Raw genomic sequence first — 13,700 nt, 5'->3', positions numbered from 1 at the left:
TCCAATGGAATGTCCAACTTTTTCGATGTATGCAGCTTTCAATTCATTAAGATCTACGATTTGACCTGCTTCGGCTTGTTTGGTGTATGCTGAAAGAAATTCTTTTTCTTCTTCGAAACTAAGATTTCTATGCATTCCTATCCTTCCTTTCCGTTTAGGGTATCCGTAATCTGCGGACGTCCGTTTTGGTGCGAAATCGACTTAAAACGGATACTTTTCATATATCCGTTTAGAGTATAAATTAACTGTTAAATACGTTACTGACATGCTTGATCAATCCAATAAACCCCATAAACCTGTTGAAAAGCTTATTAATCCATATAAAGAAAGATCATTCGCCAGCTGGTTAGGTCTTTTTTTCGATAACACTTTTGTACCCCAAAAAGTCTACGAAAATGAGTTTGTAATTAAGAATGTCAGTGAATTTAGAAACCTTGTTGATAGCTTGAATAAATATGAAGCTGCCATAAAAAGGCTCAGACCCTCAACTGACATTGATACTCCTATAAAGATTTTTAGTAAATCCATAGAATTATATTCAATTATTTTCCATAAAAGAATTGAAATCATTCTGGATTATTATATGGCAACAATGGATTTAGCACACCTTGAAAATGATATGAAAGAAATTATTATGAAGGCATTTTCAAAATGGGTAAACCAAGATTCAATTCTTGTGTCTGCAATAGATATAGACAATGAAAACAACTCATATTTCTCATACAAAACAGCTTTTTCGCCAATGATTTTCATAGAACAAAAGCTATACAAAAAAGCACTGAAAGACATCATTTCAGAAAATAATTCTGATAGTCTTGAAGCAGTTATTCGCCATTATATTGATTATATTCAAGCAATACACTTTGTACGCTTTAAAGCTCTTGAAATGTTCCGTTATCACGCCAGATTTAACCCGAAGCCCCAAACAAAATGTTACAGCCAAGGAGAGCATGATAAACAAAAATATTCTCAAATTGCAGATTTTCTTTTAAATAATTATAACTTGCGCAAGTATTCAGATGAAATATGGGAAAAGGCAAATAAGATTAAAGCAAAGAATGATTAAGCATTTTCTCATAGAGCATACTGTATACTCTATCTGTAATGCCGCCCCCTTATATTACAGCTAATGTGTTTAAAAAAATAAAAGCACGAGAATGCCCGTGCTTTTATTTCGTCAAAACATATTGTTTAAAATTGCTGTAGGCTTGTTCGCTATTGGCAAGCAATAACGATTTAGATGCGTCGAATTTGTCCAAATAAATGAAGCAAGGTTTATTTGAACCGGTAGGAAAAAGCATCACGACGCAGGTTTCGATGGATATAGGGCCACCTTTTCCCACATAAAATTTGTTTTTAAAGTCAAAAAAGTGATTGCTAGGAACACCTGACTTTGCGTTCCTGTTAATAACTCCACACATTTCAAAATCTTTCTCGTTGCTATCCGAAATAAGATTATTGCGCTCTGCCCATTTATGAACCGCCATAAAAGGATCAGACTCTCCAACGTTTGACATGGTCTCTTGCTGACAAGCACTAAACTTGCAAGCAAATTCGCTTGCGCTCTCTTCAGGAACATTAATAATTGACATTTCTTTTTTCATAGAACTCTCTCCCAGTAAATATATTTCAGGATTAACCTGATAAGCGAATTCTATCATAAATAATTCATCATTTTTCAAAAGCTGTAATTTTTGGATATTTAAACAAAGCCAAGCGCTATTTGCATAGAGAAAAATGTTTAATTTGTACAACAACCATTCTGATACCTTATTTAACCATAAGAAAGCTCTTACATTAAGCAGTACAATAGCGCATTTTTTGCATTTGAAAGCATAAACTTGACAATTTTGAAAATTTATGCTATAATGCTACAAAACGCTGACTAATTGAAGGAGGAACACAGGATGATCGATACTCACGAACTCAAAAAAAGGGACCTGTACCTTAACAAACTTATAGCCTTTAAGGACACCGAACCGGTAAAGGTTATCACAGGCATACGCAGATGCGGCAAATCCAGCCTGTTAAAGCTGATGGCTGACCATTTGAAGGAAAACGGCATAGCCGACGAACAGATCCTCGAAATGAATTTTGAGTCCTATGACTTCAGAAATATGAGCAGCGACGAGTTTTACGCCTATGTCAAGCAGCACACCATTCCAAATAAAAGAATGTACCTTTTCTTTGACGAAGTGCAGCGCATTCCCGGATGGGAAAACGCCGTCAACTCTTTCCGTGTGGATTTTAACTGTGACATTTATGTTACAGGCTCCAACGCCTATATGCTTTCATCAGAATACGCAACATATCTGTCGGGCAGATGTGTAGAAATAAAGGTACTTCCCCTGTCATTCACCGAGTTCCTGTACTTTTTCGGATTTGAGATCAAGGAGTCAAAAAGTGCCTTGGGAGGCATACGCAAACAGATATTTGATAAAAACGGCGATATATACGAAATGAACGATGTGTTCATTGCCTATATGCGGTTCGGCGGTATGCCGGGCATCGCTGATGTGGGTCTGGATCAGGAGAAATCGCTTGTTCTGCTGGAAGGTATCTACTCTACCGTTATAATGAGAGATATTCTGGAGCGGGAAAACAGGCGTGGACAAAAGCAGATCTCAGACCCCATTCTGCTCAAAAAAATCGTTATGTTTCTCGCTGATAATATCGGCAGTAATATTTCCGTTTCCTCTATCGGAAATACGCTTGTAAATGAAGGACTGCTGGAGGACGGAAGACACAAAGGAACACCAAGTGCACATACTGTCCAGGCGTATGTAAATGCACTGCTTGAATCCTACTTTTTCTATGAAATCAAGAGGTTTGACATCAAAGGCAAGGAATATCTGCGTACACTCGGAAAGTATTACATCGTAGATATAGGGCTTAGGAATTTCCTGCTCGGTTTCAGAGATCGTGACATCGGACATGCCCTGGAGAACGTCGTATTCTTTGAACTGCTGCGCAGAGGGTATGATGTTTCTATCGGTAAGGTCGATAATCTGGAGGTCGATTTTATAGCAGTAAAACCCGATACCAAGCTCTACATTCAGGTCACGGAGTCAATGACGAGTGAAGATGTGCGTCAGCGGGAACTGAAGCCATTGCAGAAGATCCCCGACAATTATGAGAAAATCGTACTGTCTATGAATACAGGCATGGAAAATTCTTATGAGGGAATCAAATCGGTAAATCTGATAGATTGGTTAATAATGGAATAAAGGCAACAGATAATTTATTATCCGTATGACGCTCACATGATAAAATTTGTCACCCAACTTGTCACCCGAATTGTCTCCACAAAAAATTTTGGGAGACAAATGGGAGACAAATTGCTGAAAAAGTGTCAAAAAAAGCAAAAAATCCCTCCCCGAAAAAAATCGGGGAGGGATTTTAAGTATCCGTCAAACGACGTATTTAAGCCATTAAACTCAAGCCTTCATAGCCTCTTCAACAGCAACAATACTCCCCGAAAATACGAAGGTTCGGGGAGTATTGTGTATTACTTGTGTATTTCATTCAGCTGCCGATTTTGAATTACATCACCTACGACATCATTTCATCTCATACGATATTTTTCGTTCATCCAAATAATCTGTAATCTTTGAAAAGGCACTTTCTGTCGCCATTTCATCAAAAAGTATTATTGTGGTATTTGAGTCAAGGCTATCAAGTATTTCACATACTTCCGACAAAGTTATTTCGTGGTTATTGTAAAAATACTGATTATCTGACACAGTGATTTCAATCTCTTTATATGTATCTGCATTACCACCGCCAGTTTCACAATATTCCTCTGATACAGTGCTTTCTACCGATGTTTCATCAAGAATATCAACAACTGAAACAGAGGTAGAATAAGAATTAATTTCGGTTTTAACTTGATTAACAGTTTCTGCAATAGTGTCCTCGTTCTTTTCTTTTGTAAAGATTTTTTCTATTGGATTATCGCAACCGGTTAAAGAAACGGCTAATGCAATGCTAATAACTCCGATAACAACGTGCTTTGTAAAGTGCAAGATTATTCTCTCCTTTATTCAGATAACTCAATATATGTTATCATATTATCCTCTAATTCAGAAATCAATTGTGAATATGCTTTGGAAGCAGCATTATCATCTGTAATCCTAACGTTAATTCTTCCTTCAGAATTTTTAATGTTATCAATCAGCGAATTGATTTCATCAATCTCATATACTTTATTATTATAGAGATATGTTGTTTCATGAACTGTGACCTCAACATACTCTATTTCTTTTGTAGTGACTTCTATCGTAGTCGATTCTTGTACAGTTACCATTACCTGTTGGACTTCTTCGGCATTTCCATCACCTTCACCATCCCCCTTTCCGCCACCGAGACCAAATCCACCTTTTCCCAGAAAATAAATTACAGCTCCGACAACAGCTGCTATAGCTAAAACAATTACTACAGTTAATAAAGAAGAACCCTTTAGTTTTTTCATTTTCTTACTCCTTTAAATCTGCCAAATCTGTGGTTGAATTGAATAAATGCGTATATCCAAGATCATTTTGAAGAATACTCAACATTTTGTCAGTGTTTCTTTTTGCTTTATTTGAACCGGAAGCAAGTGAATCAAACATTAGATCACACAAAAAAGCATCTTCTTGAGAATAACCGTAATCACTTATTATTTTGTGAAAATCATTTGCTAAACTCAATGCATCACGATTTCTGACATCAAGAATTCTATCAATTTCTTCGTATCTGATCTCACCGTTTTCTTGCTTTGAACAGTTTACTGTAATTACCCAACTATCATTCTCACAAAAAAGCATAATTTTAAGCCGTAGCGCCCTATCAAAGTCATCTGCTCCATTAATAATTATCGATTCTGCCAGAGCATTGGCTTGTTGAAGCTGCTCCAATTCTGCATTAGCTTTATCTTTAGCTTCATTAGCTGCTTCCCATTCCGCTTGCGCATCAGCAATTTGTTGTTCAGCTTTTTCTTGTTCCATTTTGGCATTTGAGATTGCTTCACTTGTATCAAGCTGGGCAAAAATAACGAAGAAAAACAGTATCAACATTATTACATCAAGTAATGATGTAAAATCTAAAATAGCTTCTCTTTTCTTCATCTTATACACCTCAAATTTTGAGCACTTTTTTTGCTTTTTCAATCTGGTTTTCAATAGTAGGTTGCGCAACCGCATTAAAAGATTTATATATCAAAGAAAATATAATGCCCCAAGCAGTTGAAGTTAAAGCAAGAAAAAATTCGGATTTTATTCCGTTCATGTCAGCACCATCCATTTGAAAAACATTTCCTAATCCTATTAAGGATATTACCGTTCCAAGCATACCCAATAACGGAAACATAGAGATTATTGTCACAAAAACGTTGTATACAATATCTAACGCATAATATATTGATTTCTTAAGATCTCGTTCTTTTCCATCTTTAAAATACTTACTTATCCAAATACTAAGTATTATAGAAGAAATGAAGAGGGCTAGTTCCAAGATAGCTACAATAATAATTAAAAAGTTGTCCGATCCGCTATTAAGTAATACATTAATAAACGACATAATATACCTCCTAGGTTAACTCAAACGAAGAAATGTTAATAAAAAATTCATTAAAAACCCATATCTTTTAAAATCCTATCAATTTCATCGAATTCACCCGGTGAACTTGGCTGCCATGTGGAATCATTACACCAATGACAATACATTGCTTTGCGATCTCTCATTCGATGACAATACGGACATTCTACAAGATCGTCCATTCCAGTTTCTTTTGATGTTCTGTGACAACAATTTGAACAATAAAAAGTGTCACCTTCATCGTGTAAAGTACTTTTATTCGTATTACCGCAATTTACACATTTCATAATTAACCCTCCGTGGCAGTTCATATTATTTTCCTGTAAACAAAAAATCATAACTCAAATCAAACGCCTCAACAATACGATTCAGATCGGACAGATTAAGCCCTCTCTTCTTACTGTCCTCAATAGTATCATCATAAAGCCTGTCGATTTTCTTCTGAGCAAGTTTTAGCTCGATCAGTTCAGCTTTTCCCTTGCCGACCTTTTTCAGATTATTGATAACGATATAGGACAGCTTCACCTGCATAACCTGATAATCGCTGTTGGCAGGCAGCTTATTCATAATATTAAGAATGTACTCCTTGGCACTAAGGTTGTTACACGGCTTAATGCTTTTGTCGATGACGGGGCTGTTGCTTTTGTTGAACAGGTAATCGTCACTGCAAGCCAGATACTTGACAATCTGCTCATAGTTATACACGGGTATTTTGTCACCGCTTAAAAAGCTGGCGATATTATCGGGGTGTGCTCTGAAAATATTGTACACCTTCTGAAAAGCATTGGCATCATTGGTTATTGCCGCTTCATTTTCATTATCATCTTCCTGAAAGAAATAATCAACGGGAACGTTGAAATGATCTGCCAACTTCGCAAGGATCTCTGAATTTACTGTAGAACCGTTCTGCCAGCGTTTCAAGTTAGTAGCACTCAATCCAAGAGAACGAAGTAATGGCGTTGGCTTCTCGTTATTTTCTTCACAAAGCTTTATCAATTGGTTATAAAACACAAAAATCCCCCTCTGATTTTGGATAGACTTACAAAATCACTTTTGAGTTATTGACAAATCACTTATAGTGTACTATACTGTAGTTGTTGGTAGTACACATTGAGTTTCTTAATTGCAACTTATAGTGTCTTTATTCTACCATAAATAATCTCAAATGTCAATATATAAAGGAGGATTTTAATGAATTACACAATTACCCCGCCCAAATTCACGGGCAGGAATGTTCCGCTTGTGGAAATCGCACAGGCAACGGGAAAAAGCGCACAGTTTCTTAGAGTCGGGCTGCAGCGTGGAATACTCAAGTTCGGGTTCGCCTATAAAAACGACGGCTCCAGCGAGTATAGCTACTATTGCCCCGATAAAAAGGTATGGGAGGAGCTTGGCTACTTTGCCGAAGCAGCTCCCACAGGAACGGACGGTGACTGAACTATATGATGCAGGAAGAAAAAATGACCGCCCCGATCTCATCTGTTGGCGCAGATGCGGAGCAGTCAGGCAATAACACCAATACTATTATAACAGATACGAGCGAGAACTTCAATATCTGCGAGGAAAATTTTCGCCGTATGCAGATGGATTTTCTTCGGGAGTTGGATTCGTCATACATAAAAACCGTTTCAATGTCAGAACTGTATGAAAGCGTCTTTTACAGCAGTCCACCGATAATTGACGGATTGCTGTACCCGGGAACTTATCTTTTTGTCGGAGCGCCGAAACTCGGCAAGAGCTTTTTTATGGCACAGCTTGCATATCACGTCAGCACAGGGACACCGCTTTGGAACTATCCCGTTCGCAAAGGTACTGTTCTTTATCTTGCTCTCGAAGATGATTACCGCCGCCTGCAAAGCCGTTTATACCGAATGTTTGGAACGGAAAGTACAGACAATTTATTCTTTTCCGTAACCTCAAATCAGCTTGGAAAAGGCTTGACCGAGCAGTTAAGCGGATTTATTGCTGAGCACCGTGATACCGCACTTATTATAATTGATACATTGCAGAAAGTCCGTGAAACCTCGGGTGAATCGTTCAGCTATGGGAACGATTATGATATTATCTCTCAGCTGAAAAAATTTTCAGATGCAAATAAGATATGTCTTTTGCTTGTTCATCACACCCGTAAACAGAAATCGGACGATAACTTTGATATGATCTCGGGAACCAACGGACTTCTCGGAGCAGCGGACGGAGCATTTCTTCTGTATAAGGAAAAGCGAACTTCCGATAAAGCTGTACTTGAAATATCGGGACGTGATCAGCAGGACCAGAAGCTGCACGTTACCCGAAATCGTGAAACTCTTGCTTGGGAGCTTGAAAAGGCAGAAACGGAACTTTGGAAAAATCCGCCCGAACCGATATTGGAGAAAATCTCGGAATTCATCAACAGCAATAATCCCGAATGGCAAGGTTCTCCTACCGAATTGGTATCTTTGCTTGGTATCGAAATTAAGCCAAACACGCTTACGCTGAAACTGAATGTTAATTCGGGAAGGCTATATAATGAATATGGTATCCGCTACGAAAGCAAGCGTACTCATAACGGACGGCTTGTGCGATTTTGGCTGGAAGGCGAAATCAGCCGTGTCGATGCGTGACGGTCGTGACGATGTTTTGAGGAGTGGATGCGGTGTCAAAAAGACCGTCACCATCGACACGCATCGTCACGCTATTGGGAAAGCGTCAGCTTTCCATCGCTTTCCGCAGAAAGCGAAATCCCCCTCGGAGAGCCCCGAACTATTGGATATGGAGTGTGCGGAATGTCCAATAGTACCTCGGGGTTACTCTTGGAAAGAGTAACAGAACTCTATCCGCACACCACAAAATTTACTTGAAAGGAGAACGCAATTATGGAAGGAAAAAGAATATCCCACGAAGTAGGCAAAGGCAGCCTTACTCACAATAACAGAGTGTTCAGTGCAAAGAATATTGACCCGACACGCACACCGCAAAATGTTGTGTTGGTTAGCATTCCACTGGAAGAAGCATACCGAACACTTTTTGACGGAGCAATAGAGCGGTACAACAAGAAGCAGACACGAAAGTGCCGTAGGATACAGACTGACTATTACACGCATTTGTTTAATCACAAAATCTGCGAATATACTATTATCGGAAATAACAAGCAGAAAAGCTTCTATGAGGATCTGGTTCAGGTAGGTACAATGAACGACACAGGCTGCGGAACACCCGATGCCGAAATCGCAAAACAGTGTTTGCAGGAGTATATGGAGCATTATCTGAAAAACAATCCGAATTTCTTTGTGTTCAATGCTGTAATACATATGGACGAGGCTACACCGCATTTGCATATTGACTACATTCCGATAGGTCATTACAAAACCGGGATTGACACACGGAATGCAATGGCACAGGCTCTTGCAGAAATGGGGTACACGGGAAAGGATGCCGCAATTAAATGGAGAGCACACGAACGCCAGGTGTTTACCGAAATATGCGAATCTCACGGATTTATTATCGCACCGCCCGAAGAAAGCAGAGGTCACAGCTTTACTTGTGAGGAATATCGTGAAATACAGGAAGAGAAGAAAAGGCTGAACGAAGAATTAACACCGCTTCGTGAAATGGAGCTTGTTGCAGAAGAAACAGTAGTTATCGGAAAGAAACAGCTTCTTTCACATAACATAACGGTATCTCCAGAAGAATTTGAACAGCTTGAAACACAGAAAAAGGCTGTAGCTGTTCAGTCAATCGAAATCAAACGGAAAAGTGACAGCATTGAGCATCGTAAGCAGGAACTTGATAAGCGTGAAGTGGAAATATCCGTTAAGGAATCGGAAAGCCTGTCCCGCTTAGCTGACCGAAGCTCGGAGCTTGATAAACGTGAGGAAAAAGTCAGATCTTCCGAAAGGCGTGTAAGCGACGCTGCAAATGCTGTTGAAATTGAAAAGATGAAGCTGCAGGAGCTTGAAGCAAAGGCTGAGAAAAAGCTAAAAGCTGCCGAAAATGAATACAATGAACAGCTTGAACTTAATAAGAGGTATTCGGAATTGGAGCGTGAGGTTCGTAAAGTCAAGGAGGAACGAGATACAAAAACATCGGAGATACTGTATATACGTCAGGCACTTGGCATTCCGTTCAAAGATGATAAAACCGATGCGGAAGAAAAAATCAGGGAGCTGCAGAACGAAAATCACGCTATTGACCAACTTGTGAGTGACGAACTTCGCTTGCCTTGGTCACAGATGAAGGACAAGACTCCGATTGAAATGGTTCAAATTTTCATAGACAGAACTAAAAACCGCATTGCCGAAGCTGAAAGGGAAATTTCCGAAAGCAGGTCGCTCATTGACAAGCTCACCGAACAGCTTTCCTTTATAAAGCAGTCATTTATTAAGGCGGTACTCGCTCTGAATGCCCTTGTATATTCGGATCAATATAACCGAGGACTTTCGGGGATAAGCAAGGCACTTGCAACAGGTATCAGCCTGTTTACGGATAATATTTTCCGAAAGCTCGGCGAGTTTGATTCCATCGACAAAAGTGCTATTGACAGCGAGATCAGAGAAAATATGAGCCATTTCATAGAACCTGAACGCACAAATAATTACTATGAGAGATAAATTCGGGGAGGAAAACAAATGAAACAGCCAAACAGCTACGGCTCCGTTCATAAGCTGCCGGGCAAGCGCAGAAAGCCTTGGAGAGCACGCAAGACTTCGGGGTGGCTTTTGGACGAGCAAAGCGGTACTGTAAAACAACAATATCTCACTATCGGATATTACGCTACAAAGCAGGAAGCCTTGGTTGCTCTTGCCAACTACAACGAAAATCCATACGATATAAATACCAACTCCATTACTTTCAGCGAGGTTTATGAAAAATGGTCTGCCGAGCATTTTGAAACCATTGTACCCTCTGCCCGGAGAACGTGGAAATCTGCATATAACCACAGCAAGCCCCTTTGGAATATGCGAATGAAGGACATTCGTCCCTCTCATATGGAAGGTACGATAAAGGACGCACAGATAGGAGCAGACACGAAGAACCGAATGAAATCGCTTTATAATCTGATGTTCCGATATGCCCTCAAACACGAGATCGTTGATAAGGATTATGCAGCCCTCTGTAACAGCGTAAAAAAGGAAGAGCCTGAACGCAGCCGAAAGCCTTTTTCTGAAAAAGAAATACAGCTGCTTTGGGACAACATTGACATTCCCTTTGTGGATATGATACTTATAGGCATCTATTCGGGGTGGCGTCCACAGGAGCTTGCTACGCTGAAAACCGCTGATATTGACCTTGAAAGCGGCACTATGACAGGCGGTATGAAAACCGAAGCAGGCAAAAACAGATGCGTTCCGATACATTCCAGAATACGTCCATTGGTAGAGAAATGGTACGATCCCGACAGAATACAGCTGTTTTACGATGATAACGGTAAGAATGGCTCGGAAATGGACTATGGAATGTACTATACCAGATTCAAGGAGATAATGGAACGCCTGAATATGGATCACATTCCCCATGAAGTACGTCACACATTCATTACACGGGCAAAGGAAGCAGATCTGAACGAGTATTGCCTGAAGCTCATTATCGGTCACAACGTCAATGATGTTACCGAGCGTGTTTATACTCACAGAACAATAGAAAATCTTCGTACAGAGATTGAAAAAATCAAGTAACAAAAATGCAAGTCTGACAGAGAAAAAGCTCTCTGCCCAGACTTGCATTTGTGTATTACGAGTGTGTATTACCTGTGTATTACTTGTGTATTACAAGGTAAAAATCAGCTGTTTCAGTAAGTTCGGAAATAGCGTGAAAGCACGTAAATACGTTGCTATTATGCCTTCATAGCCTCTTCAACAGCAACAGCACAAGCAACAGTAGCACCAACCATAGGATTGTTGCCCATACCGATAAGACCCATCATCTCAACGTGAGCGGGAACGGAAGAAGAACCAGCAAACTGAGCGTCGGAGTGCATTCTGCCCATAGTATCGGTCATGCCGTAGGAAGCAGGACCTGCAGCCATGTTATCGGGGTGGAGAGTACGTCCTGTGCCGCCGCCGGAAGCAACGGAGAAGTACTTCTTGCCCTTTTCAACACATTCCTTCTTGTATGTGCCTGCAACGGGGTGCTGGAAACGAGTGGGGTTGGTGGAGTTACCTGTGATGGAAACGTCAACGCCTTCCTTCCACATAATAGCAACGCCCTCTGTTACGTCGTTAGCGCCGTAGCAGTTAACCTTAGCTCTGAGGCCTTCGGAGTAAGACTTGCGGAATACTTCCTTGACCTCGCCGGTGTAGTAATCCATCTCAGTCTCAACGTATGTAAAGCCGTTGATACGAGCAATGATCTGAGCAGCGTCCTTGCCGAGACCGTTGAGGATAACACGAAGAGGTTCCTTACGAACCTTGTTTGCCTTCTCAGCAATACCGATAGCACCCTCAGCAGCAGCGAAGGACTCGTGACCTGCCAGGAATGCGAAGCACTTTGTCTCCTCCTCAAGGAGCATCTTGCCGAGATTTCCGTGACCGAGACCAACCTTTCTCTGATCAGCAACAGAACCGGGGATACAGAAAGCCTGGAGGCCCTCTCCGATAGCAGCAGCAGCGTCAGCAGCTCTTGTGCAGCCCTTCTTGATTGCAATAGCGCAGCCTACAGTGTAAGCCCACTTAGCATTCTCAAAGCAGATAGGCTGAATGCCTTCTGTGATCTTGTAAGGATCAAAGCCCTTAGCCTTGCAGATATCTGCACACTCTTCAATGGAGTTGATTCCGTACTTACCCAGAACCTCGAGAATCTGCTTTTCTCTTCTTTCATATGATTCAAATAAAGCCATTATTATAACCTCCTTAATTATATTTCAGTGATTACTGCTTTCTGGGGTCGATGATCTCAACAGCGTCAGCTACACGGCCATACTGACCCTTAGCCTTCTCAAATGCTGTGTTTGCATCATCTCCGCCCTTGATGAAGTCCATCATCTTACCAAAGTTAACGAACTGGTAGCCGATGATCTCCTTATCAGCGTTGAGAGCAATACCTGTAACATAACCGTCGGTCATTTCAAGGTAACGGGGACCCTTTGCGAGAGTACCGTACATTGTACCAACCTGTGAACGGAGGCCCTTACCGAGGTCCTCGAGTCCTGCGCCTACAACAAGACCATCCTCAGAGAATGCAGACTGTGAACGTCCGTAAACGATCTGGAGGAAAAGTTCTCTCATAGCTGTGTTGATAGCATCGCAAACCAGGTCTGTGTTAAGAGCCTCGAGAATGGTTCTGCCGGGAAGGATCTCAGCAGCCATAGCAGCGGAGTGGGTCATACCGGAACATCCGATAGTCTCAACGAGAGCCTCCTGGATAACGCCCTCCTTAACGTTGAGGGTAAGCTTACAGGTACCCTGCTGAGGAGCACACCAGCCAATGCCGTGTGTGAAGCCGGAAATGTCCTTGATTTCCTTAGCCTTTACCCACTTTGCTTCTTCGGGGATCGGAGCAGCACCGTGTGCAACGCCCTGTGCCACGGGGCACATTGTTTCAACCTCATGAGAATAGATCATATTAGTTACAAACTCCTTTCAAATTTTCGCCGATGCAGAAAAAAGACTCCGACATCGCATAAAACAATTATACATTATTTTCTGTCAAAAATCAAGTATCTTTTTTATAATTTAAACAAGTAATGCATATTTGGGCATATTTTGATAATAATGATGTCGGATTTTCCGTTATATCCTAAAATCATAGTTAATTATAGTATATAAAAAATTATGATATTGCCCTTGACAAATACCCCACGGGGGTATATAATATAAGCATAAAAAGCACGTAAAGGACTGATAAAATGGCAAAATGCTGCCGCTGCCACGACTCAAAGCAGCGAACCGACGACGAAAAGAAGCGCCTTATCAACAGACTTAACCGCATCGAGGGACAGATTCGGGGCATTAAGGGTATGGTGGAAAGAGACGCCTATTGCCCGGATATAATGGTGCAGGCAGCCGCCGTCACCGCCGCCGTCAACTCATTTAATAAAGAGCTTCTGGGCACACATATCCGCACCTGTGTTGCAGATGATATAAGAGAGGGAAAGGACGAGGTCATAGACGAGCTGCTCGATACCCTCCAAAGGCTGATGAAATGAAAGG

Annotated in this window: 15 protein-coding genes; 7 read left to right on the top strand and 8 right to left on the bottom strand. The window is 40.9% G+C overall.

Annotated elements, in window-relative coordinates; all coding sequences use genetic code 11:
- Positions 1-265: 265 nt before the first annotated feature.
- Positions 266-1,066 carry a hypothetical protein gene (locus ACR0QN_RS07650; protein ID WP_432650611.1) on the top strand — a complete coding sequence of 267 codons (801 nt, stop codon included), beginning with the start codon at positions 266-268 and terminating at the stop codon, positions 1,064-1,066.
- Positions 1,067-1,169: 103 nt separating this feature from the next.
- Here the strand turns inward: ACR0QN_RS07650 and ACR0QN_RS07645 are convergent, their stop codons facing one another.
- Positions 1,170-1,682 carry a hypothetical protein gene (locus ACR0QN_RS07645; RefSeq protein ID WP_432650610.1) on the bottom strand — a complete coding sequence of 171 codons (513 nt, stop codon included), beginning with the start codon at positions 1,680-1,682 and terminating at the stop codon, positions 1,170-1,172.
- A gap of 225 nt (positions 1,683-1,907) precedes the next feature.
- Here ACR0QN_RS07645 and ACR0QN_RS07640 point away from each other — a divergent pair, with 225 nt between their 5' ends.
- On the top strand, positions 1,908-3,227 hold the full coding sequence (locus tag ACR0QN_RS07640) for an ATP-binding protein (RefSeq protein ID WP_432650609.1): 1,320 nt from the start codon (positions 1,908-1,910) through the stop codon (positions 3,225-3,227).
- Positions 3,228-3,560: 333 nt separating this feature from the next.
- On the opposite strand, the gene ACR0QN_RS07635 is transcribed toward ACR0QN_RS07640, so the two are convergent.
- From ACR0QN_RS07635 to ACR0QN_RS07615, 5 genes are all read right to left on the bottom strand, one after another.
- Entirely contained in the window at positions 3,561-4,025 is a 465-nt protein-coding gene (locus ACR0QN_RS07635; RefSeq protein WP_432650608.1) for a hypothetical protein, read from the bottom strand.
- 14 nt (positions 4,026-4,039) lie between these two features.
- The gene (locus ACR0QN_RS07630; RefSeq protein ID WP_432650607.1) at positions 4,040-4,471 is read right to left on the bottom strand and encodes a hypothetical protein; all 432 of its coding nucleotides are present in this window, start codon (positions 4,469-4,471) and stop codon (positions 4,040-4,042) included.
- Positions 4,472-4,475: 4 nt separating this feature from the next.
- Positions 4,476-5,105, bottom strand: coding sequence for a biopolymer transporter ExbD (locus ACR0QN_RS07625; protein ID WP_432650606.1), 630 nt, complete (start codon positions 5,103-5,105; stop codon positions 4,476-4,478).
- A 10-nt stretch (positions 5,106-5,115) separates the two neighbouring features.
- A complete protein-coding gene (locus ACR0QN_RS07620) occupies positions 5,116-5,556 on the bottom strand; it encodes a MotA/TolQ/ExbB proton channel family protein (protein ID WP_432650605.1) in 441 nt (146 codons plus the stop codon).
- Between the two features lie 330 nt (positions 5,557-5,886).
- Positions 5,887-6,585: a helix-turn-helix domain-containing protein gene (locus tag ACR0QN_RS07615; RefSeq protein WP_432650604.1), complete on the bottom strand. Its 699-nt coding sequence runs from the start codon at positions 6,583-6,585 to the stop codon at positions 5,887-5,889.
- A 180-nt stretch (positions 6,586-6,765) separates the two neighbouring features.
- On the opposite strand from ACR0QN_RS07615, the gene ACR0QN_RS07610 reads away from it, so the two are divergent.
- The 4 genes from ACR0QN_RS07610 (at position 6,766) to ACR0QN_RS07595 (ending at position 11,228) form a co-directional block, all read left to right on the top strand.
- Positions 6,766-7,011 carry a hypothetical protein gene (locus ACR0QN_RS07610; protein WP_432650603.1) on the top strand — a complete coding sequence of 82 codons (246 nt, stop codon included), beginning with the start codon at positions 6,766-6,768 and terminating at the stop codon, positions 7,009-7,011.
- Between the two features lie 5 nt (positions 7,012-7,016).
- Positions 7,017-8,177, top strand: coding sequence for a helicase RepA family protein (locus ACR0QN_RS07605; RefSeq protein ID WP_432650602.1), 1,161 nt, complete (start codon positions 7,017-7,019; stop codon positions 8,175-8,177).
- A 252-nt stretch (positions 8,178-8,429) separates the two neighbouring features.
- Positions 8,430-10,163: a plasmid recombination protein gene (locus ACR0QN_RS07600; protein WP_432650601.1), complete on the top strand. Its 1,734-nt coding sequence runs from the start codon at positions 8,430-8,432 to the stop codon at positions 10,161-10,163.
- Positions 10,164-10,181: 18 nt separating this feature from the next.
- On the top strand, positions 10,182-11,228 hold the full coding sequence (locus tag ACR0QN_RS07595) for a tyrosine-type recombinase/integrase (RefSeq protein ID WP_432650600.1): 1,047 nt from the start codon (positions 10,182-10,184) through the stop codon (positions 11,226-11,228).
- 158 nt (positions 11,229-11,386) lie between these two features.
- Here ACR0QN_RS07595 and ACR0QN_RS07590 read toward each other — a convergent pair whose 3' ends face one another.
- Entirely contained in the window at positions 11,387-12,388 is a 1,002-nt protein-coding gene (locus tag ACR0QN_RS07590; protein ID WP_432650599.1) for a GGGtGRT protein, read from the bottom strand.
- Between the two features lie 31 nt (positions 12,389-12,419).
- Positions 12,420-13,112: an iron-sulfur cluster assembly scaffold protein gene (locus ACR0QN_RS07585; RefSeq protein WP_432650598.1), complete on the bottom strand. Its 693-nt coding sequence runs from the start codon at positions 13,110-13,112 to the stop codon at positions 12,420-12,422.
- A 284-nt stretch (positions 13,113-13,396) separates the two neighbouring features.
- On the opposite strand from ACR0QN_RS07585, the gene ACR0QN_RS07580 reads away from it, so the two are divergent.
- Positions 13,397-13,696 (top strand): metal-sensing transcriptional repressor, encoded by a 300-nt coding sequence (locus tag ACR0QN_RS07580; protein WP_432650597.1) that lies wholly within the window; start codon positions 13,397-13,399, stop codon positions 13,694-13,696.
- Positions 13,697-13,700: the final 4 nt, after the last annotated feature.

It is taken from the genome of Huintestinicola sp., assembly GCF_050874005.1.
Classification (GTDB): domain Bacteria; phylum Bacillota; class Clostridia; order Oscillospirales; family Ruminococcaceae; genus Huintestinicola.
This window is presented reverse-complemented; position numbering and strand designations above follow the sequence as displayed.